General features: G+C 58.0%; 22 protein-coding genes and 2 pseudogenes. 7 read left to right on the forward strand and 17 right to left on the reverse strand.

Annotated features, from left to right (window positions below; translation table 11 throughout):
* The 7 genes and pseudogenes from ACFQE9_RS15185 to ACFQE9_RS01170 form a co-directional block, all read right to left on the reverse strand.
* Positions 1–123 (reverse strand): annotated as a pseudogene (locus tag ACFQE9_RS15185) (hypothetical protein); the annotation flags it as partial.
* Positions 124–260: 137 nt separating this feature from the next.
* Positions 261–1,946: a DUF8186 domain-containing protein gene (locus tag ACFQE9_RS01145; RefSeq protein ID WP_379739233.1), complete on the reverse strand. Its 1,686-nt coding sequence runs from the start codon at positions 1,944–1,946 to the stop codon at positions 261–263.
* A gap of 22 nt (positions 1,947–1,968) precedes the next feature.
* Positions 1,969–2,403 carry a hypothetical protein gene (locus tag ACFQE9_RS01150; RefSeq protein ID WP_379739236.1) on the reverse strand — a complete coding sequence of 145 codons (435 nt, stop codon included), beginning with the start codon at positions 2,401–2,403 and terminating at the stop codon, positions 1,969–1,971.
* 455 nt (positions 2,404–2,858) lie between these two features.
* Positions 2,859–3,041, reverse strand: coding sequence for an exodeoxyribonuclease VII small subunit (xseB, locus tag ACFQE9_RS01155; RefSeq protein ID WP_135822919.1), 183 nt, complete (start codon positions 3,039–3,041; stop codon positions 2,859–2,861).
* 2 nt (positions 3,042–3,043) lie between these two features.
* On the reverse strand, positions 3,044–4,096 hold the full coding sequence (xseA, locus tag ACFQE9_RS01160) for an exodeoxyribonuclease VII large subunit (protein ID WP_379739239.1): 1,053 nt from the start codon (positions 4,094–4,096) through the stop codon (positions 3,044–3,046).
* Between the two features lie 95 nt (positions 4,097–4,191).
* Positions 4,192–5,436, reverse strand: coding sequence for an RNA-guided endonuclease InsQ/TnpB family protein (locus ACFQE9_RS01165; protein ID WP_379739242.1), 1,245 nt, complete (start codon positions 5,434–5,436; stop codon positions 4,192–4,194).
* A 207-nt stretch (positions 5,437–5,643) separates the two neighbouring features.
* Complete coding sequence (locus tag ACFQE9_RS01170) at positions 5,644–5,811, reverse strand: DNA-binding protein (protein WP_004048632.1); 168 nt, start codon at positions 5,809–5,811, stop codon at positions 5,644–5,646.
* A gap of 134 nt (positions 5,812–5,945) precedes the next feature.
* Between ACFQE9_RS01170 and ACFQE9_RS01175 the strand changes: the two genes are divergently transcribed.
* Entirely contained in the window at positions 5,946–6,242 is a 297-nt protein-coding gene (locus tag ACFQE9_RS01175; protein WP_006183479.1) for a PadR family transcriptional regulator, read from the forward strand.
* Positions 6,243–6,295: 53 nt separating this feature from the next.
* A complete protein-coding gene (locus tag ACFQE9_RS01180) occupies positions 6,296–7,183 on the forward strand; it encodes a DUF8172 family protein (protein ID WP_379739246.1) in 888 nt (295 codons plus the stop codon).
* 321 nt (positions 7,184–7,504) lie between these two features.
* Here the strand turns inward: ACFQE9_RS01180 and ACFQE9_RS01185 are convergent, their stop codons facing one another.
* The 5 genes from ACFQE9_RS01185 to ACFQE9_RS01205 all read right to left on the reverse strand — a co-directional run bounded on the left by ACFQE9_RS01185 (position 7,505) and on the right by ACFQE9_RS01205 (position 11,425).
* Complete coding sequence (locus tag ACFQE9_RS01185; protein ID WP_379739249.1) at positions 7,505–9,787, reverse strand: copper-translocating P-type ATPase; 2,283 nt, start codon at positions 9,785–9,787, stop codon at positions 7,505–7,507.
* 131 nt (positions 9,788–9,918) lie between these two features.
* Positions 9,919–10,116, reverse strand: a complete 198-nt coding sequence (locus ACFQE9_RS01190; RefSeq protein WP_004594582.1) for a heavy-metal-associated domain-containing protein — start codon at positions 10,114–10,116, stop codon at positions 9,919–9,921.
* 146 nt (positions 10,117–10,262) lie between these two features.
* Positions 10,263–10,658, reverse strand: coding sequence for a hypothetical protein (locus ACFQE9_RS01195; protein ID WP_004594583.1), 396 nt, complete (start codon positions 10,656–10,658; stop codon positions 10,263–10,265).
* Positions 10,659–10,795: 137 nt separating this feature from the next.
* The gene (locus ACFQE9_RS01200) at positions 10,796–11,071 is read right to left on the reverse strand and encodes a DUF7521 family protein (protein ID WP_379739254.1); all 276 of its coding nucleotides are present in this window, start codon (positions 11,069–11,071) and stop codon (positions 10,796–10,798) included.
* A 3-nt stretch (positions 11,072–11,074) separates the two neighbouring features.
* Positions 11,075–11,425, reverse strand: a complete 351-nt coding sequence (locus ACFQE9_RS01205) for an ArsR/SmtB family transcription factor (RefSeq protein WP_004594585.1) — start codon at positions 11,423–11,425, stop codon at positions 11,075–11,077.
* Between the two features lie 114 nt (positions 11,426–11,539).
* Here ACFQE9_RS01205 and ACFQE9_RS01210 point away from each other — a divergent pair, with 114 nt between their 5' ends.
* Positions 11,540–12,100 carry a DoxX family protein gene (locus ACFQE9_RS01210; protein WP_004594586.1) on the forward strand — a complete coding sequence of 187 codons (561 nt, stop codon included), beginning with the start codon at positions 11,540–11,542 and terminating at the stop codon, positions 12,098–12,100.
* A 30-nt stretch (positions 12,101–12,130) separates the two neighbouring features.
* Positions 12,131–12,529 (forward strand): SHOCT domain-containing protein, encoded by a 399-nt coding sequence (locus ACFQE9_RS01215; RefSeq protein ID WP_049909614.1) that lies wholly within the window; start codon positions 12,131–12,133, stop codon positions 12,527–12,529.
* Positions 12,530–12,540: 11 nt separating this feature from the next.
* On the opposite strand, the pseudogene ACFQE9_RS01220 reads toward ACFQE9_RS01215, so the two are convergent.
* The 3 genes and pseudogenes from ACFQE9_RS01220 to ACFQE9_RS01230 form a co-directional block, all read right to left on the reverse strand.
* Positions 12,541–12,713 (reverse strand): annotated as a pseudogene (locus tag ACFQE9_RS01220) (universal stress protein); the annotation flags it as partial.
* 283 nt (positions 12,714–12,996) lie between these two features.
* Positions 12,997–13,395: a hypothetical protein gene (locus ACFQE9_RS01225; RefSeq protein ID WP_004594588.1), complete on the reverse strand. Its 399-nt coding sequence runs from the start codon at positions 13,393–13,395 to the stop codon at positions 12,997–12,999.
* Positions 13,396–13,583: 188 nt separating this feature from the next.
* A complete protein-coding gene (locus ACFQE9_RS01230) occupies positions 13,584–14,171 on the reverse strand; it encodes a hypothetical protein (RefSeq protein ID WP_204365967.1) in 588 nt (195 codons plus the stop codon).
* A gap of 218 nt (positions 14,172–14,389) precedes the next feature.
* Here ACFQE9_RS01230 and ACFQE9_RS01235 point away from each other — a divergent pair, with 218 nt between their 5' ends.
* Positions 14,390–14,890, forward strand: coding sequence for a CBS domain-containing protein (locus ACFQE9_RS01235; RefSeq protein WP_379739260.1), 501 nt, complete (start codon positions 14,390–14,392; stop codon positions 14,888–14,890).
* Positions 14,891–14,958: 68 nt separating this feature from the next.
* Here ACFQE9_RS01235 and acnA read toward each other — a convergent pair whose 3' ends face one another.
* Positions 14,959–17,742: an aconitate hydratase AcnA gene (gene acnA / locus ACFQE9_RS01240; RefSeq protein WP_379739263.1), complete on the reverse strand. Its 2,784-nt coding sequence runs from the start codon at positions 17,740–17,742 to the stop codon at positions 14,959–14,961.
* Positions 17,743–17,813: 71 nt separating this feature from the next.
* Complete coding sequence (locus tag ACFQE9_RS01245; RefSeq protein WP_049938510.1) at positions 17,814–18,011, reverse strand: heavy-metal-associated domain-containing protein; 198 nt, start codon at positions 18,009–18,011, stop codon at positions 17,814–17,816.
* Between the two features lie 134 nt (positions 18,012–18,145).
* On the opposite strand from ACFQE9_RS01245, the gene ACFQE9_RS01250 reads away from it, so the two are divergent.
* Together ACFQE9_RS01250 and ACFQE9_RS01255 are read left to right on the forward strand one after the other, a co-directional pair.
* On the forward strand, positions 18,146–18,736 hold the full coding sequence (locus ACFQE9_RS01250) for an AsnC family transcriptional regulator (RefSeq protein WP_148416538.1): 591 nt from the start codon (positions 18,146–18,148) through the stop codon (positions 18,734–18,736).
* Between the two features lie 94 nt (positions 18,737–18,830).
* On the forward strand, positions 18,831–21,437 hold the full coding sequence (locus ACFQE9_RS01255) for a heavy metal translocating P-type ATPase (RefSeq protein WP_004594598.1): 2,607 nt from the start codon (positions 18,831–18,833) through the stop codon (positions 21,435–21,437).
* The last annotated feature ends 6 nt before the right edge of the window (positions 21,438–21,443 follow it).

Consider the following 21,443-nt stretch of genomic DNA (forward strand, 5'->3'; position numbering starts at 1 on the left):
AGTGCCGAAGAGCTCCACTGAAAGGGTGTCATATCCGGTGTGGACACCCTCCATAAACACGTCCGTCACCCAATCGACGACGTCCTTGGCGCCCTCCAGAACCACGTCGATTAAATCGACCATGTCTCAAGACCTCCAGTTGGTGTAACCGAAGCGTGACGGAGATATCTCTGTGAGACGACGCAGATCGGCTGCGACACGCTACTAGATAACACTGCACAGTCCGTTTCGTCTGCTGATAGTTTTCTACAAGCCATGGATCACCTGTTGTGCAGTCCAAATTGGCTCAATACCCGATGGCCGGCATAGAACATGACGACGAATGGGAGGAGTTGCCACGTGACCTCGATGAGAAACGCCACGACCCCATCAACGGATGCGAGCGGATGAAACCGCAGGGTCGTCGTCTCGCCCACGTATGCGGGATCGTGCGTGAGCCACGACCCAGGGTGATACCGAATCGTGTGGATTCCGGGATCCTCAACAGTTACGACCACCATCCCTGATTCGTTCGTTTTGACTCGGCGATCGCCGACGGCGACATATCCACTTCGATCGGAGCCACGACCAGCACCGGATCGAGACGTCTCGTGAAGCGCGATTGGCGAACCGGATGATTGCTCAGTAAGTTCGATCTGGACCGTCGTCGCCGTCGCATTGTGACGAAGCGTCGTAACGGAGAGATCGCTCTGCCGGAGTTCCCGATCAGTGTCAAATGCACGTCTCGGAACGAGCGTCGATTCGCCACGAACGAGCCCACGGATTTCGATATGGTCCAGGTCGGAACTGGCCGTTCGCGTCGCGATACTCGTCGAATCCGTGTAGACGCCGTCGACGGCATCGACCGTGATGTTGGGACCGATACTGTTCGGAGAGCCTCTATCGATACCCCACGTGTCGATGATCGTCGGTCCATCTCGAACTGGTTCACTCCGTGGGCCGATCGCCGACGGATACGCATGCACGTAGACGGGATGGGCATCCGACGGGACCTCCTCATGCTGTGACGCCGTCGATCGAACAAGCGTATCCCAGTCCGTATCACGAGCAGTATAGTACCGCCAGACGCCACGCACGTGGCCGGCTGTTCCGGAGAAGTGAACGCCGTGCCATGGTTGCGTCTGGGTGATGACGGCGCCGGAATCCCCATTTGGATAGTGCGCAGCTCGAACCGATGGATCGAGCGTGTACACCTCCACATCGAATGAATCAGAAACGTGGACGGTTTCGTAGTGATAGCTGAACTCGTACTCGTGTAAGGAGCCTTCCGTATCGACGACGGTTTTTCGCAACCGTGTGCGAATCTCGGCGTCGACCGTCAGCGTGCTCGGACCACTCCCGTCGAGTTCATACGCGATCGACGGCGTGTGGGTTCCATCGACGGATGCGACAGTTGCGCCGTCTAATTTCACGCTAACTCGCTCGATATCGTGTGACAGAAGCGTCCAGTAAACGAGCGTATCGCCCCACGAACGCGTTCTGGGGACGTCGATCCGATAATCGACAAATCCGCGGAGGGTGCCCGCAGGAGCGATATAGAGGGGCGCTCGTCGTTCTTCCAGGTGACCACGAGTGGACGGATGGACACCAAAGATCGTCGCATGGGCGTCCTTGATGTACGATCCATCCTCTCGGGAGGCCGATGGCGGATAGACTGACAGATCGATATCGCCAGCCTCGAGATCGTCGAAGTCATGTTCACTCCACGTTGCCGCTGTCTGGGGCGGTTGCTTGAACGTGATATCTGTACCACTTGCGAGTTGCGCTACGGAAGTTCCCCCATCTTGATCCTCATCAGAATCTCGCGACCAGAGGGTTGAGACCTCATCCGCAGTCAGTCCATTACGCTCGGACCCAGAGCCGGGAGGTTTCGCAAGCACGACTCCCGAGAGAACAGTCGCAACTACGACGCTCGCCAGAATAATCGAAAGGGTTGACCGGGACATGGTGAACGTGTGTCGTCGCCGGTCACCACGGAACGAGGTTGACGCACTCGGCAAGCGGGAGTCCCATCATCGAACCGGCAACAGTGTAGAGCGGTCCTAACGCCAGGAGAACGATCACGGATTTGATCGCAGATCGCTTGTGACGCTCGAGGCGCTTTTTGTGTTCAGCATCCAACGTGAACATCTCAATGAGCGCGTCTGCCTGCCAGACGATCGCTAAGCCAATGATTCCAAGACCCGTGGTAAGCTGAAAGAACCCCTCAATCATGTCAGGGAGACGTTCAGCGTTGCATACTGCGGTCTCTTGAGCTGCAACCGGTTGGACCGCAACAATACTCAACAGCACACTTACCATGACGATCTGGCGTCCAATGCTAGACCACTGACTAGATTGGTCGCGAGATATCTCCTTCGAGGAGTCTACTTCACCCGTTGTATTATCGTCGTTTTGAGTCATTTTCCTGTGTTTGAATGCTCGAAACGTGAGATCTTGTCACACGAAAATGTGAGCAGTAATGGACCAACCGAACTTCCACATCCCGCTCGGGATCGGTATTCGAGAACGGAGTCGCAACTGCGAGGGGATCGATACCCCATACGTTCACTCACACCACTTAGGAGTGCACGATTAAGCAAGATCATGCGTATCGAGATGGATATATACCGATTCTGTGGATATCCATGAGAGAAACATCGGGAGGGTGGTTATGTATATTCCGAATAAACCCGATATATATTTAGTTATGTTTTTGAAGTAAATTAGTAGTTCTAAAATCAAGTCTGGAAATGCTTTCTCAAAATACAATCGGGGTTTGAATAGAATCAAATTACTTGTTGACCTCGTAGAAAAACTTAACCAACACTGGCGCTTAATGTGCGGAGCTTGTTGGTTAAGAATGAGCGCCAGCTCGCTTACTCGAGCTCCACAACTTCGCCGCTCCCCTCGTCGAGAATCTCTCGAACCTCAGCCAGGAGTTCCTCACCTTCCTCGTGGAGTGCAGTACCTTCATCGAGGTCGCATTCGTCCGCGTCGAGCTGCTCAATAATCTCCTCGACGCGACTCAGTCGATCGTGGATTTCGGAGTCGTTTGCCACGGTTAGATCACCTCCAGCCAAAGCCCGGAGATGACCAACAACAGCAACAGCAGCACAGCGATGGCGACCTTGTAGTAAATCGGTGGGAGGCCCTCGGATGCGGTCGCTTCATCGGCTGCTTCGGCGAGTTCCTGTTCGTGTGCGTGGTCCTGCTGGAAGGTCTCGTACGCGGCGTCGAGCTGTTGCTCCAGCGGCTCGATCTCACTCGCAAGGAACTCTTGGCGGGAGGTCACGATGTACTCGCCGGCGGCGGTCGGCGTGATCGTCGCGACGTCCGCCACCTGATCCGCGATGAGTCGGTCGTCGGTGTGTCCAATCGCGGTTATCACCGGGGTATTCGCGGTGAAGATCGCCTCCGCAACCCGCTCGGTGTTGAAGGCCTGGAGGTTCGAATCGCTCCCACCGCCCCGGCCGACGATGATGGCGTCGACGTCCTCCGAGCGGTCGAGATGGTGAATGCCGTTCGCGATGGACGTCGGCGCGTTCGACCCCTGGACGGTTGCGTCCTTCACCAAGATGTCGACGGTGGGGTCCTGTCCGTGGATCGCGTTCTGGATGTCGTATCGTGCGTCTCCTCGAAGGGACGTGACGACGCCGACCCGCTCCGGGAACGCCGGCGGTTGCTGTTTCTGCTCGTCGTCGAACCAGCCACGCTCTTCGAGTTCGCTTCGCAGTCGCTCGACGGCAGCCGCTTGGTCGCCGTCGCCGACGACGATCACCTCCCACGGTTTGAGGTCGATTTTCCCACCTTCGACCCAATAGACGATATCGCCCTCGAGGATGACCTCGGTCCCGTCCTCGAGGTCGGCGTCCATCTCCCGGTAACGGTTCGCCCAGATCATACAGGGGAGCTCGGCGTCGCCGTCGGTGAGCGTGAAGTAGAGCGCCGTACTGTTCTTGTGGAGGTCAGTGACCTCTCCGATACAGCGGACGCCGTTGAGGGCAGGTGTGTCCTGGACGACCGACGCGATCCGGTCGTTCAGCTGGGACACGCTAAGGACCTCTCTCGAATCGGGTTCGACCGCCTGCCGTTCGGTATCCGGTGCGTCCGCCATCTCCGTTTCCTAACTTGTAAACTGCCCTACCCTACACCCTCGGCGCTCTGCGCCTCGGTCCTTGAGGGTAGGGCTTTGATGTGGACTCCCGGCAATCAATCCCCAGCAACAGGCTGGTGACTCTCGCCGTTCAACGTCCCACCATTTATACGCACGTCTACTGGTGCGTCTCCGCCCCCCGACGTGGGCGAGGAACGGAGTCTGTGTTTCTGCTTTCGGGCATAGCGTAGCCCGATATTCTTCGCTGCATTGTAGTCCGCGTTCACCTGGTAACCGCATTTCTGGCACTCGAAGTGTTCTCCGTGGCGATTCGCTTCGTTCGTGAACCCACAATCCGTCCGAGAACAGCGCTGGGACGTGTAGTTCGACTTGACTTGCTCCACGGAGACGCCTTGTTCTGGTGCCTTGTAGGAGACGTACTCGTACAGGCGTCGGAACGCCCAAACATGGTGCCATTTAGCCTGCGGGAGACGCTCACGGATGTCGGTTAAACCCTCGAACACGATCACGTCGCAGTCGTGTTCGACGGCTTCCGAAACGATCTCATTGGCAACCGTGTGAATGTACTGCTTCCGCCAGGCTTCTTCTCGCTTTCCAAGGCGAAGCAGGGCGTTGTGTGCGGCCTGCGTGCTGCGCCGTTGCATCTCGCCACGTCGCTTCTCGAACTCGCGGCACCAATGGTCGTAGTCGTCGCCCTGCCAGAACGTGCCGGTCGAAGCTACTGCGAGGCTGTTGACGCCGAGGTCGATACCGAGGACTGTTTGGTGCCCGGTATCTGCCGAAACCTCGGACTCGTCGTCATCGTACTTTCGCGTCGTGATGTGGAAATAGAACTCGTCAGTCGTCTTGTCGTATTGCAGTGTGCTCGCCCGGAACTCGTACTCCTCTGAGAGAACGTACTGTTCGTAGGGCGTTGGGCTGTCCGCCGGGAGTTCAAAGTCGCACTCAACACGTCCGTTGACGGTGGAGAGCGAGACTTTGTTCCGGTAGAATGTGGCGCTTCGCTTATCGTAGACTATGCTCCACGAAGTGAACTCCGGTTGGCTCACACGCTTGCCCTGTTTCCATCGTTCGACGCACCCTTTCGTCGCTTGGACGGCGCGTCGGATGGCCTCTTGAACGAGGTTGGCAGTGAGATCAGTTTCTTCCCGCAGCTCCGGGTAGAGTGCGTCTCGCGCAGTTGAGTTCGCAGTGATGCAGCTCATGTAGGAGTCGTCGTCCCAACAGAACTCGGCAGCACGATTCGCACAGTAGAGGAACTGTCGCGCAGATTCGTGGAGGTCGTCGCGCCGCTCATCGGGAACAACGAGTTTGACCGGCGCAGTTCGACGCACCTCCATATTTCAGATTACCACTCGGCGGTTCTTATAATATTGGGAGTCGGGTAGCTACCGTCGTGCGGTTGCGTCGTCCTTTGTCGGTTTCCTCTCCGACCTACTCGTTCGCTACACTCGCTCCTTGAGATCGGAGGCTCCACCTCGAATTATGCTGAACAGGAACCTCAAAAAGCTACGTTCGAGTGCCTGGGCTGGCTGCGTTACGCAGGCCTACAGGTCGCGGGGCTGGACCGTCTTCCGATCGTTGGCCTCAGCACGCTCCGCGGCGTCGTCGAGCAGTTCGGCGACCTCTTCGTTGAGGGCGTCGTAGAAATCTGCCGAGACGTTGTGGTCCGAAAGTGCGTCCTTCACGGCTGCTTTGACGATTAGGTCAGACATTCCATCGCGGAATTCTCCTGTCCACCATATAAAGGTTCGAAGTTCTCACGTAGTCTTCCTGGCCAGTCACGCCGAATTCGCCTCTGAGTACCAGAGAGAACATATGCCACCCCTCAAAAATAGGGAACAGGCAGATGCACGATCTAACTGGGTTCCAGCGGGATATCTTGTACGTAACCACCGGGCTCGAGGAACCACATGGGCTCGCAATCAAGGACGAACTCGACGACTACTACGAGCAGGAGATCAATCATGGCCGCCTCTATCCGAATCTCGACGACCTCGTCAATAAAGGACTGCTGGAGAAGGGTGAACTCGACAAGCGGACGAACGTGTATACGGTCACGCAACGGGGATTACGGGAAATCGAGGCGCGACGTGAGTGGGAAAGTCAGTATTTAGAAGATGTGAACGCACCCACTCCGTCGTAGAATCATTATAAAAGCGGGACTGCTTTACCCACTTCCCACGAATCCACAGTAAGATGGCTCGGCTCGTCTTCTATCACCACCCCCAGGCCGAGAATTTCTCACTCAAATATAGCTCGGCATCGGTGGCAGAGATCCTGTCTCAGCGAGAGCAATCCGACGAGTCGACAAAGCTCATCGGGTATCCCTTTGACACACCGGTCTATGTGCTCTACGAAGGCGAGTCAGAGATCGAATCTGCCCAAGAGGTCGACTTCGATCAGGAATGGCTGAGCGACCGTATTCGTGACCTCCCCCGTGCTGGGCAGGTTGTCGCATTCCGATTAGTAGAGTTGCTCGAAGCCGCGGTCGATGTTCGAGATGAGGATGAGTTCCGGCTCTACAAGGAGTTCGAACCGCAAAAGATCCAGCAGGCACTCGATCACGTCTCCTGGGGAGCACCGCTTCCGACCGTCGCTGGAGAGGTGATGTCGAATTTGATCCTCCGACATTCCCTCCCGAATGCGAATCATCGAACTGGCATCGCGATGCTGCAGTTCTGTATTGAGAGTGTGGACCCGGATTTTGAGATGCCACGAACGCACGTCGACGACGATTCCTGGCGAGAGTGGGTCGATCCCTATATCGTCGATTCCAAGCGGCTCATTACTGTCCGCCGAAACAACCTCCGTTTCAAGCAACTCGAAGAGCTGGACGTCGACCTCGTCGAACGGAAAGATGGGATCCAAATCCGATTAGCCGAGTTCGAGCTGGATATGCACTGGCGAGAAGCCCTCACAGAGTATGCTGGGCAGCACGAATCTCACTGTACGGACTTCGCGCAGGCAGTTCTCGAACGAGCAGGACGGGACGATCTACTTGACCGTCAAGGACCAACGAAACAAGAGTTCATCACGTATCTGGAGAACGGACTGGTCGAACGAGACTTCAGAGAAATGTTTTGATCAGTCGCGAAGCTCGGCGACCGACTGACCAACCTCACGGACGTGTTCACTTCGCTCGAGGTCGAGTTCCTCGGCGAGGTAGTCAACCGTCTCTTCGAGGCTCATATTGGAAAGAAGTCCGTCTAACGGTATAAACCTAGTGCTGGCGCAACAATATAGCCCATCAGAGAAAGCGTCTGTGTATACCAAACTACGTACCCCTCGGGAAAACTGTGGAATCGGTGACCGCATAGCGATACCCACCGAAATTACGCAGTGTCGCCATTTGCTGTCCATCAACCGAACTCAATTGAAAGAAGCTCCGAAGCGATCGGGAGCGGTTCAGTCTGCAGGTTGTGCGTCAGTCGCTGGTGTCCCGCTTGGAAGCTCGGGGATGGACAGGTCCACGCGGCGGAGCAGCTGAGCGTTGATGGCGACGATGACCGTACTCAGAGACATCAGGAGCGCGCCCACGGCGGGAGACAGCAGAATCCCGATCGGTGCCAAGACGCCTGCTGCGAGCGGAATCGCGAACACGTTGTAGCCGGCCGCCCAGACGATGTTCTCCTGCATCTTCCGGTAGCTCGCCTTACTGAGTTTCACGAGCCGAACGACGTCCATCGGGTTGTTCTGGACGAGGATGACGTCGGCCGACTGGACGGCGACGTCGGTGCCGCTCCCGATCGCGATACCGACGTCGGCCCGGGTCAGCGCCGGCGCGTCGTTCACACCGTCGCCGACCATCCCCACGAGCTTCCCCTGGTCTTGGAGTTCCTGGACTTTCTCGTCCTTGTCTTCGGGGAGGACCTCCGCGAACACCGTGTCAATGCCCAGTTCGTCGGCGACGGCGTTGGCGACGTCCTGGGAGTCCCCTGTCAGCATTGCCACCTCGATACCCAGATCGTGGAGGGCGTCGACGACGCGGAAACTCTCCTCGCGGATCACGTCGGCCATCGCGAAGGCGGCAATTAGCTCTCCGTCACGAACGAGATACACCACTGTCTGGGCGTTCTGTCCGGCCTCGTCAGCGAAGCGCTGGAGATGGTCGGGGATCTCGCTATCGAGCTGGGTCAACAGGTTCGGGCCGCCAACGTACACCTCGTTTCCGTCGACGTTCGCGCGAACCCCTCGGCCTTTGATCGCCTCGAAGCCGGACGCATCAGGGGCGCTGAGATCGCGCTCGTCGGCGGCCTCGCGGATCGCTCGGGCGATCATGTGTTCGGAGTCACTCTCGACAGCCGCCGCCAGTGCGAGCGCGTCGTCTTCTTCCACGCCCTCGACGGTCGCCATGTCGACGACGCCGTGTTCGCCTTCGGTGAGCGTCCCCGTCTTGTCGAAGATGATGGCGTCCAGGTTCCGCGCCTCCTCCATCGCGATACGGTCCCGGACCAGCATCCCGTTGCGAGCCGCCAATGACGTGTTGATTGCGACCACTAGGGGGATGGCGAGCCCGAGTGCGTGCGGGCAGGCGATGACGAGCACTGTGACGACGCGCTCGATGACCGTTGCGTCGAATGAGACCGCGAGCGTCCACGCGATTGCTGTCACGACTGCCGCCGCGAGGGCGACGTAGAACAGCCAGCCTGCCGCTCTGTCGGCCAGTACCTGTGTCTTGGATTTGCTCTGCTGGGCTTCCTCGACGAGGCGCATGATTCCCGCGAGCGTCGTCTCCTCGCCCGTCGCACCGACGCGCACGCGGAGGCTGCCGTCGCCGTTGATCGTCCCACCGATGACCTCGTCGCCGGGGTCTTTCGAGACCGGTTTCGATTCGCCCGTGATCATGGACTCGTTGACGTCGGAGTCTCCCTCTTCGACGACGCCGTCAGCAGGGACACTCGCACCCGGCCGGACGAGTACGAGGTCGCCCTCGGAGAGTTCACTCACCGGGACCTCCTCAGTGTCGCCGCCGTCGGTAATCCGCTCGGCGGTGTCCGGCATCAGCTTCGCCAGTTCGTCGACCGCACTCGAGGCCCGTCGCACCGACCGCATCTCGATCCAGTGCCCCAGCAGCATAATGTCGATCAGGGTGACGAGTTCCCAGAAGAACGCCGACTGCGTCGGGAAGACCACGCTCGCGAGGCTGTAGACGAACGCGACGGTGATCGCCATCGAGATGAGCGTCATCATCCCCGGCGACCGATCTTTCAGCTCCGGTACCGCCATCTGGAGGAACGGCATCCCACCGTACGCGAAGACGATGACCGCGAAGACGGGGTTGATCCACTCGCTGCCCGGGAACGCGGGGACGGAGAACCCGAGCCACTCCTGCAGCATTTCGCTGTATAGCAGGACTGGGATCGACAGGAGCGTCGAGACGAAGAAGCGCCGGCGGAACATCTGCTCGTGGCCCTTGTGCATCCCGCCATGCCCCTCACCGTGGCCCTCATGGGAACCGTGGTCGTGTCCTTCGCCCTCGTGTCCAGCGTGCTCGTGCTGCTCGTCGAGCACTGTCTCACTCTCCGCAGCAGGGTGTGCCTCTTCTTCCAGTAGGTCCTGTTCTACCCGCTGCTCGTCCGACTCGGCGTCCGATTCATCCTGCTCGCCGTGTTCGTGCTGGTGACTGCTGTCGTCCTGCTGGTGTTCCCCTCCAGGGAGATTCTCATTTGTATCTTTGTGGTCGTCCATAGCCCATATTCTCTGTAGAGGTGGATCCGCTGGCCCCCTGAATCTTCCCCACTGAACTGTACAGCAGGACCAGCGTAGCGAAGCTTCAAAGACAACGGTTGGCCGTTGTCTCGGAGTGGTCCGCGCGATTCTCAGGCGTAAGCGGTGTACCCGGCGTCTTCGACGGCCTCCACGAGAGCTGTGACATTTGCCTCACCATCGACGCTCGCCTGTTCGCTCTCCCTGTCGACGGTCACGTCAGTCACGCCGGATACCTCTTCGAGGGCCTCTTCGACCGTCTGCTCACAGTGACCGCACGTCATGCCTTCCACGATGATCGTCGTCGTCATACAGGGATACACACGGCCTCCTCTCTTTAGCGGATTTCCCCTTCGATCATACTGATATCGTGGGGCTCAAACTTTAGATTCAAAGCGATACCTGCGGCCGTAACGAACTAGACATCGGATGCGCCAGGTGTCAATAGCGAGAAGGCTCAAGTATCGTTGTGACGCTCCCTGTACGTCTTCGCCGCTAAAAAGACATAGAGTGCGCCGATAGCCCGAATGCCCAAGCGGAATCGCTCGTTCCATTCTATCGACTCTGGACGCTCGTACAGGAACGCGGTGGCAAATCTCTGATACAGGTCGGGAAATAAGAGGACTATCGCGCCGAACACGCCGGTAAGATTCATCAGCAACGCGTATGCTCGCCCGTTAAAGAGTGAAAGCGCAGCTATCAGAACACCCTCCGACCGGACTGCTGGACGTATCCACCCTCTCACTGTTCCCTCGTCTGGATTCGAAATCGCGAGTTTCTCGAAGAGCTCGACGATTTCGTCCGGGAACAGCGCTGAGATAGCGCCGAGGACACCGACGAGTGTTCGAATCATACGATATGGTACGACCGATATGGATATAACTCCCACTGCGACGCTACACTATCGAGAACGAGGGGAGTCCGAACAGTAGCGGCTTCGAACCGGGCACGACGCGCAGAGGCCGCTTGTCGAATGGGCGTCCTGAATCCTTATGGATTCGGGGCATACAGGGCGTAGAGGATAGACAGCATCCCGGCTGCGGTGACGAGTGCTGCGACGAATCCTGCTTCGAAGATCGACACCTGGAGGAGTTCGAAGAGGACGCCTACAAGGAGGCCGCCAAGCCCGACCAATGCGAAGCCGGCGGCGACGTACAGGAGTAACTGCGTGTGATGTCGTTGGTACCCGCGATAGGCCTGATATGCGATGACCAGTGCTAACGCGGTCGTGAACAGTTTGCCGATGACGAATAGCGTGTGGTCCATGATTCAGTCTCCCCGCATTTCCTCGAAGATGGTCGTAATCCGGTCGGCGGGGTCAGGCCGGATGTCGATGTTGACGTCGAAGCCCTCCGCCTGCAGGAGGATTTCGATGCGTTCGAGGCGCGCCTCATACTCGCTGTAGTGTCGTCCCCCGGGGTCGACGTGCGTATACTCCTCGAGGAGGCCCTGCTCGACGAGGCGGGTGACACGGCGTGAGACGGTCGGGCGTGACATGTCACATTCCTCGCTGAGTTCCTTCGCAGACAGTCGGTCGGTCTTCGTCGCCACGAGGATGTCGCGAGCGTACTCGTCGTTGAGTGTAGCGAAGATTTCCGACGGGTCGGACTCCTCGGTCACACGTCTCTACTCGCGACAGGAGCGTAATATAGCCCGCCGATTTTCTGACTCAGAACGCCGGCTCGCTACTATATCGTCTCTGCCTCCGTACTGATAGTTGAAGGTGCAATAACTATGTCCACACTTGACTCCGGCATGAACCAGCTCGAGAGCAGAGTCGGCGGCCTGACCGTCGGCGGGAAAGTTCACAGTCTCAGTGCGTGGTTCGTGCTCGCGCTCCGTCTCATGATGGGGTACGCGTTCGCGTACTCTGGGTTCACGAAGATCACCGGCGAGTTCGGCGCTGGCGGCTACCTGTCGAACGTCGCGGCGACCAACGGGAACCCGCTCGCGGGCCTGTTCGCGTGGATGGGCTCGACGCCGTGGTTCGTCGAATTCGCCAACGTCGCTGTCCCGTGGGGCGAGCTGTTCATCGGACTGGGCCTGCTCGTCGGCGCGTTCGTCCGCCTCGCGGCGTTCTTCGGCGCGCTCATGATGCTCATGTTCTACTTCGGCAACTGGGACATGGGCCACGGGTTCATCAACGGGGACTTCGCGTACATGCTCGTGTTCCTCGCGGTCGCCGCGTTCGCCGCGGGCCGCATCCTCGGGCTCGACCAGTACATCGAACAGTACGAGATCGGTGGAGAAGCGCTCGTCGAGCGCTACCCCGCCCTCGAATACATCCTCGGCTAACCACGCCGAACTCTCTTCAGGAGTACAATAATGCAAAATCCAATTCAATCACGCGGGATTCGTTCTCTGGGACTCATCGTCATCGGAGCACTGACGCTAGCCGTCATCATTGGAATGACCCTGACGCATGCTGCTGTTCCAGATACAGTTATGTGGGACTGGCATGACGGGATGTGGAATGATGGTCACATGGCCGGGTGGGGAATATGGAGCTGGGGGATAATGTTGATCGGTTTGCTGTGGATGGCACTTCTAATCGCCCTCCCCGTCTACATCGTCTACTGGCTGACAACGCGGTCGTCATCGGACGGCCCCACCGAGGATAGCGCACTCGCTGTCCTCCAGGAACGGTACGCTCGTGGCGAAATCGACGACGAGGAGTTCGAACGCCGGCGTGCTCGACTCACGCCTGACGGCGGCCGTTACTGACTGTTCTTCCGCTACTCGTCGACTTCCGTCTTCACGACGGTTGCTGGGCGGGTCGTCAATCGCAGGACGCGGTCGGTTACGCTTCTAAGCAAAGCCCGGTATTCTTCCGGTCGGTGTTTCGTCCGAGCACAAGTAGATCCATATCTTCGGCGTCAGCATACTGTACAATCACCTCTGCCAGTCGGCTGGCCTCTGCTACCGCGATTGCGTGAGATTCAGCCTCCTCAAAAGCAACGCCCCGTCAGTTGAGAGCAAAATCTTGTCGTACATCCTCTTTCCCCGGAGAAACTAACTCATAATAACCATCGCTCTTGGATAGTGGCGTAGCTGGTAACACCTTTTGTAACTTCACAAAGTTTGGAGATTATCGTCTCTCAGGGTTGAAGAGTCGAGGGTTTGGCTCTGTTTAAATCCTTCTCTTCAGACTCATACTCGTCCGAAACAGCTGGTCGCTGAAAAGTGCAAACCTAACATTGCTGCATGGATTTCGGCCAGTACTCTACACTTCCATTGTTGAGTAACGAGAATCGAACTCCGACGCAGTTCTCGTCGCCGTCAACGAACTCGGCTATATCGACCTCACGGGTTTCGCCATCCATCATGGTCCGGACGACGTAGTGACCTGGCTCATCGACAGGGTCCTCCACGTTGATGTTTGCAGTATCCGACGTCGCTCCCAACTGGTACGTTTCGGAAAACACCGACTTACCGTCCTCTTCGACGACCACGTCAACTTCGTACTCTTCCTCACGGTCGTTCTGTAACCAAATCCATGCGAGCTGTGGTTGTGGCCGGTTCTCGCCAATTTCGAGACAGCCGCCGAACAGCGAAGTCACACCGAGTAAGAGAAGGGCACGCCGCTTCATGTGGGTGCTATCCCGGTTGGAGTGTCATAGTGATTCGGATACTCAACCGGCTATACACCTATGTATACTACCTATCCTGAACGATTTGCGGGTGATGATTGTAGATCTGAACGACCGAGTCAGCGGTAAGACCGCGTCTGCAATCCGAGTGGTGGTAACTGATTCTCGATCAGTGGAGGGCCGGTCCGTCACTTATCACTGAGATGTGGATACACTAACTGGAGTTCGCCATCCAGCGTGTAGTCACTACTGAGAGTGCCGCCACCCGAGAGTTCGATGGTTGTGTGGATATTGAGGCGTGTAGCCGTTTCTGACCCCGGAATTACGATGAGATTGAGTGTGCTGATGGTTTCGTCTGCGAGGTCGTCTAAATCGGTGATCTCGATGATCGTTCCGAGCGCTTGATCAGGCGTATAGAGTGCTACCGATGGTGGTGGAGAGCTATCCCCTTCCACTGGCGAGACGACGGCGACCTCTGCGGGGGATTCCATTGCTGTTTCGGGCATCCAAACTCTCAGTTTGATCGATTCCACGTTCGTCCCGCCCCGGTGCCATATCTCGGTCGATAGATCGATACGTCCGGATGTCACGCTTCCATCGACACTTAAGTGACCGACCTCCTCGTCGTTCTCTGTGAAAATGAGAGCCTTCCTCCCGCTAGATTCCGTATTTACAGTCGGTTCAGAGAGTGTTTTGCTACCCGAAATTGTACTACATCCTGCTGTTGCGGCGACGCCAGCAGCACATACAGATGCAAGGTACGTCCGTCGGTTCACGTGGGGAAAGAGGTTTCCAGTTCATAATGTCGTGAGGAACGCTCAAACCCGTATTTGGGTCTCGATCGCTCTCACATCTGGATCGATACCTGCATTACCTGTACTGATCGATTGAGGGTACAAAACTATCAAATACTGAGGATTTCAACAGAGCCGGGGATTTCTATGACGACCAGCTGATGCTAAGCTATTTCCTGTTATGAATCGTACTGATTAGCATGGGTACCAGACCAACTGACCTCCGGATGGACATTGGGCGGATTGCTGACGAGTCGGTCGCCCGTGTCACGCCTGACGCCACGGTTGCAGAGATCGCTCACACGATGATCTCCCAATCGCGGTGTGCCAGGTACGTGGTGGTGGCAGAATCCGATCAGATCTCTGGTATCATCACCGATCGAGACCTGATTGCTAACCTGCTCACCGAGGAAAGCGAGTTAAGTGTGCTCACAGCCGAGACGAGTGGAGATGACGTACGAGCTGCTGACGTGATGACGCGTGACCCACTTACTGTGCCAGCAGATGCTGAGATTCCAAAAGTCCTGAGACAAATGAACGAAGCGGGTGCTCGACACGTCCCGGTTGTTGAAGACGGGAGCGTTATCGGGATGATCACTCTGGACGATTTAATTACGCATGTTGCTGGTGAGAGCGCACACGTTTCAGCTCAGATGGATAACGTAGCGGGCATCATCCGAACAGAGTCTACGCACGATTGAAACGCTAATTTGGACTCAAAGTTATTCGTGTTGCTTGTGCTTCCAGAAATAGAGTCAGTGGAGAGAGATTATCGCGTGAGGAGCCGTCTAAGGACGTAGTGGAGGATGCCGCCGTGTTCGATATAGGTCACGGCGGCCGGCGTGCCGACCTGTGCTGTGACCGGGAACTCGACAGTCGATCCGTCCGCACGCTCGGCGATAACGGTCAGTTCGTCCATCACGTCGAGCCCGTCATCGAGGCCCTGGATCGTGAAGGTCTCCGACCCATCCAGACCAAGAGATTCCCACGAGTCGTCATCATCGAACTGCAGGGGGAGCACACCCATGCCGACGAGGTTGTCGCGGTAGATGCGCTCGTAACTCTCGGCGATGGTTGCGCGAACACCGAGTAGGTCCGTTCCTTTCGCCGCCCAGTCCCGGCTAGACCCAGTTCCGAACTCTTCGCCCGCCATCACGACGAGCGGGACTCCCTCCTCGCGGTAGCGCTGGCTGGCTTCGAACACGGTCGTCTGCTCGTCGGTTGGGTGGTGGATCGTATAGCCACCCTCGACATCGTCGAGCATCTCGTTCTCGATGCGGACGTTGGCGAACGTTCCCCGCATCATCACCTCGTGGTTGCCCCGGCGCGCGCCGTATGTGTTGAACTCGTGCGGCTCGACGCCGTGATCGAGCAGCCACTGGCCGGCAGGGAGGTCAGATCCGAAGGGGCCAGCAGGGCTGATGTGGTCGGTCGTAACGGTGTCCCCGAGCGTCAGCAGACAGCGTGCCTCCTCGATATCGGCGACGCCGGGTTTCTCTACCGGGAAGTCCTGGAAGAACGGCGGTTCTCGTATGTATGTCGAGTCGTCGTCCCACTCGTAGACGTCACCAGTGGGCGCGTCGAGAGCAGCCCACCGCTCGTCACCCTCGAACACAGAGGCATACTTCTCCTCGAACATCTCAGGAGAGACGTTCTCGTGGATTGCTGCCTGCACGTCCGCTGCGTCGGGCCAGATGTCCGCCAGATACACCGATTCCCCCTCCTCGTCGGTGCCTAGCGGCTCGTTCTCGAGATCGACGTCCATCCGCCCTGCGAGGCCGTAGGCGACGACGAGCGGCGGGCTCGCGAGGTAGTTCGCGCGGATCTTCGGGTGAATACGCGCCTCGAAGTTCCGATTCCCGGAGAGGACGCTCGTCGTCCAGAGGTCGTGGTCGTCGATCGCTTGATCGATGGGATCAGGAAGTGGTCCGGCGTTCCCGATACAAGTGGTACAGCCGTAGCCGACGACCGCGTACCCGAGCTCTTCGAGATACGGAAGCAGGCCCGATTCCTCGAGGTACTGCGTGACGACACGACTGCCGGGTGCGAGACTCGTCTTGACGTACGGCGGGACATCTAAACCTTTCTCGACGGCGTTCTGGGCAAGCAGACCAGCAGCGATCATCACCGACGGGTTCGAAGTGTTCGTACAGCTCGTGATGGCGCTGACGAGGACGTCTCCGTGTCCAATTTCCACTGTCTCACCGTCGAGGTCGACCTCGACGCGTTTGGTTAACGGGTGCAGTTCCGATTCGGGTTCGACCTGAACACCGCCGTCGGTCTCCGCACCAGCTGCACCACCTTCGCCGAGCCACCGCTGTAGGGCGTCTTCGTCGACATCATCGAGGTCGTCTTCGAACTCCCCGTGGAGAAGTCCCCGGAAGCTCTGTTTCACGTCCCCCATCGGAATCCGGTCCTGTGGCCGCTTGTGTCCGGCGAGACTCGGCTCAACAGTCGAAAGATCGAACTCGACGACCTCGGTGTATTCCGGTTCCTGTTCTCCGAATAGCCCTTGCGCTTCGAGGTACTCGCGAACAAGGTCGATGTGGGCGGGGTCACGCCCGGTGAGTTCGAGATACTCGAGCGTCTGCTCGTCGACCGGGAACATACTGATCGTCGAGCCCTGTTCGGGCGCCATATTGGCGATCGTGGCCCGGTCGGGGACTGTGAGATTCTCCACACCAGGACCGAAGAACTCGACGAACCGGTCGACGACGCCGACCTCGCGGAGCCGTTCGGTGATGTGGAGCACGAGATCCGTCGCCGTCGCGCCCTCGGGTAATTCGCCTTCGAGGCGGACGCCGACGACCTCGGGAAGTTTCATCGTGACCGGCTGACCAAGCATTGCCGCTTCCGCTTCAATGCCGCCGACGCCCCAGCCGACCACACCGATGCCACCGATCATTGGGGTGTGGCTGTCCGTGCCGACGAGTGTGTCCGGCAGGAGCCATTTCTCACCGTCTCGCTCGCGGGCGTGGACGATCCGGCCCAGATGCTCGAGATTCACCTGGTGCACGATGCCGGTCCCCGGCGGGACGACGTTGAAGTTCTCGAAGGCGTTCTGCGCCCACTTGATCGCGCGATACCGTTCGGCGTTGCGCTCGTACTCCAGTTCGACGTTCTTCTCGTAGGCGTCCTCGGAGTCGAAGTAGTCGACTTGGACGCTGTGGTCGATTACGAGATCAATAGGGATCTCTGGTTCGACCAGGGTCGGGTCCCGATCTTTGCGGTCGACTTCGGATCGAAGGGCCGCCAGGTCGACAACTGCGGGCACGCCAGTGAGATCCTGTAGGACGACTCGTGATGGAGAGAACGGAACCTCTGCGTCCGGTACGTCTGGCTTCCAGCCAGCAGCATTCTTGACATCCGCTGCAGTAACAGTTTCGCCGTCGGCGTTCCGGAGCACCGACTCAAGCAGAATACGGATGCTCACAGGGAGCGTGTCGAGGTCACAGAGCCCCTGCTCTTCGAGTGCTCGAAGATCGGCCATCTTGTACGTCGTCCCGTCGACGTCGAGCTCGCGGACGGCATCGAACGGAAGTGTATCAGTCATAGTATCTACACCTGGGATTGGCAGTCGTATCAATCCCTCTCCGAATCCGATTCGACGAGAATCGGGATTTGTTACGCAGAGGCATCGTATCCAGCGTCTTCGACCACAGTCACAAGCTCATCCCGTTCAGCGGACCCCTCGACCGTCGCGGATTCTGAGTCACGATCCGCAGTAGCGGACGTAACCCCCTCAACTTCTTCGAGTGCCTCTTCGACGGTCTGCTCGCAATGTTCACAGGTCATTCCTTCGACGGTGATTGTCTGAGTCATATCCATTCGTAGATAGGGGCGAGTATTCTATGTGGTTTTCTGCTTAGAATCCAATGTTGTCGCAGCCCTAGATCACCGATTTCGAAGGTGTGTTGTGGGCAACAATAATGTATCCTGCGAGACGAAGCGGTCGTATGCGCAATTTGGATGAAACCGACTTAGAAATCCTCTCGTTACTCGCTGATGACGCCCGCCGCCCGTTCAGCGATATTGGCGAGGAGGTCGACTTGTCGGGGCCAGCCGTTTCTGACCGGGTAAAGCGATTACAGGAAGCTGGCATCATTAACAACTTCACGATTGACGTCAACCGGGCTCATCTCCGAGCTGGTGTACCGGTATTTATTCAGGCCGAAATCGGCTCAGCGTCGTTGGAGGCCGCCCGCGAGCGGGCTCGAGAGTCAGATGGCGTTGAACACGTCTTCACGACCTCCGAAGGAGATCTTTGGTTCTATGCCCGTGTTGAAGCCCAGAACGTACGTCAGTGGGTAGATGGACTCTTTAACGAGATCGATGTAGCAGATTACACCGTCACACTAATTGACGAGCTTGAATGGACGCCGTCCGTTGATGGCGTCGAATTTGCACTCACCTGTGATGAATGTAACAATACCGTTGATAATCAAGGTGAAACGACGAGAATCGACGGAGAGATCTATCACTTCTGTTGTCCGTCCTGTCTCACACGGTTCGACGATCGGTATCAGCGACTCGAAGAGGGAGCGTAACGCCGTCTTTGGAATCCAAATTTTCCTGCAGTCGAAACCCCGCCTCTCGAAGCAGTAAATCGCCTAAACCTAGACCCCGTATAGTAGAACAAGCATGACAAGCCAAACAATCCATCTTGATATCACGGGAATGTCCTGCGCCAACTGTTCGGCGACGATCCAGGACACTCTCGAATCGCTCGACGGGGTATCGGAGGCGGATGCGAACTTCGCCACCGACGAGGGTTCCGTCACCTACGACCCTGAAGAGGTATCGCTCAAAGAAATCTACGACGCGATCGACGAGGCCGGGTACGGCGCAGTCTCTGAGACGGTAACGATTGCCATCTCCGATATGACCTGTGCCAACTGCGCCGAGACCAACCAAACCGCTCTTGAAAATATTCCGGGCGTCGTTAATGCGGAGGTCAATTACGCAACCGACGAAGCACAGGTCACCTACAATCCTGCGGAAGTATCTATTGGTGCGCTGTACGATGCTATCGAGGAGGCTGGCTACTCGCCCGTCCGCGAAGATGGTGCCGACGAAGAGTCGGGCCAGGACGCACGAGATGCCGCCCGTCAAGCCGAAACTCGGAAACAACTCAGGTTGACCCTCTTTGGGGCAGTGTTATCGGCACCGTTGCTCTTCTTCCTCATCGACAATTATCTGCTCGGTGGCGCGATCGTCCCTGAAGCCGTCTTCGGTGTGGAACTTGGCTGGGTTGAGTTCCTCCTCGCCACGCCGGTACAGGCGATCCTCGGCTGGCCGTTCTATAAGAACTCGTACAAGGCGATCGTGAAGAACGGCCGCGCCAATATGGACGTGCTGATTGCGATCGGTTCAACAACGGCCTATCTATACTCTGTGGCAGTCCTTGCTGAACTCATTGCAGGTGGACTTTATTTCGACACGGCAGCCCTCATCCTCGTGTTCATCACGTTGGGTAACTATCTCGAAGCTCGGTCGAAGGGCCAAGCGGGTGAGGCCCTCCGAAAGCTCCTCGAAATGGAAGCCGAAACGGCGACCATTGTCCGCGAGGACGGCAGTGAAGAAGAAGTTCCACTCGAAGAGGTCACAACTGGTGACCGGATGAAAATTCGTCCAGGTGAGAAGATTCCCACAGACGGTGTCGTTGTCGACGGTCAGTCTGCCGTCGACGAGTCAATGGTCACTGGCGAATCTGTGCCTGTCGAGAAAGAGGAGGGCGATGAGGTCGTCGGCTCGACGATTAACGAGAACGGCGTCCTTGTCGTGGAGGCGACGAAGGTTGGAGAAGACACGGCCCTCCAACAGATCGTCCAGACAGTCAAGGAGGCCCAGTCGCGCCAGCCCGACATCCAGAATCTCGCCGACCGCATCTCCGCGTACTTCGTGCCTGCGGTCATCGCGAACGCCCTTCTCTGGGGTGTCGTCTGGTTCCTGTTCCCCGAGGCTCTCGCTGGCTTCGTCGACTGGCTCCCGCTGTGGGGTCAGGTTGCTGGCGGCCCGGCCCCGGTCGGTGGGACCGTTTCAGTCTTCGAGTTCGCGATAATTGTCTTCGCGTCCTCGATCCTCATCGCCTGTCCCTGTGCGCTGGGGCTGGCGACGCCCGCAGCGACGATGGTCGGGACGACGATTGGTGCCCAGAACGGCGTCCTGTTCAAGGGCGGTGACATCCTCGAACGCGCAAAAGACGTCGACACGGTCGTCTTCGACAAGACGGGCACCCTCACGGAGGGTGAAATGGAACTCACCGACGTGGTCGTCTTTGATAGCGATGGAAATGTGGTGACTGACGGTGGCGAGCCGACCCCAGATGGTGGACAGCTCAGCACCCGTGAGCGCCTCTCAGAGGATGATGTGCTTCGACTGGCGGCGATAGCTGAAAGCGGCAGCGAACACCCGCTCGCCCGTGCAATCGTCGAAGGGGCCGAAGAACGCGGCCTGGACGTGACTGAGCCTGACGACTTCGAGAACGTTCCGGGCCACGGGATCAAAGCAGTCATTGGTGACAGCGAGGTGCTGGTCGGCAACCGCAAGCTGCTGCGGGACAACGGGATCGACCCCTCTCCCGCTGAGGAGACGATGGAACGCCTCGAGAACGAGGGGAAGACGGCGATGCTGGTCGCCTACGAGGGGGAGCTCGTGGGTGTGGTCGCCGACGCCGACACAGTGAAGGAAAGCTCCAAGCAGGCTGTCACAGCACTCCAAGAGCGGGGAGTTGACGTGATGATGATTACGGGCGACAACGAGCGAACTGCCCGTGCGGTCGCTAAACAGGTGGGTATCGACCCGAAGAACGTCCGCGCAGGAGTCCTTCCTGAGGACAAGTCCAACGCGGTCGACAGTATTCAAGACGAGGGCCGGCAGGCGATGATGGTCGGTGACGGCGTCAACGACGCTCCGGCACTCGCGGTCGCACACGTCGGGACAGCAATCGGCTCCGGCACCGACGTCGCCATCGAAGCTGCAGACGTCACGCTGATGCGAGACGACCCGCTCGACGTGGTAAAGGCGATCCGAATCTCAGACGCGACACTCCAGAAGATCAAACAGAACCTCGTGTGGGCGCTCGGTTACAACACGGCGATGATTCCGTTAGCGTCGCTCGGCCTCCTCCAGCCCGTGCTCGCTGCAGCAGCAATGGCGTTCTCGTCGGTGTCGGTGCTGACGAACAGTCTCCTGTTCCGGCGGTACACCCCCGATCACGACTACAAGCTCTTCGGATTTCTTCGCTAACCGTCA

The sequence above is a fragment of the Halopenitus salinus genome (assembly GCF_042662125.1).
Lineage (GTDB): Archaea > Halobacteriota > Halobacteria > Halobacteriales > Haloferacaceae > Halopenitus > Halopenitus salinus.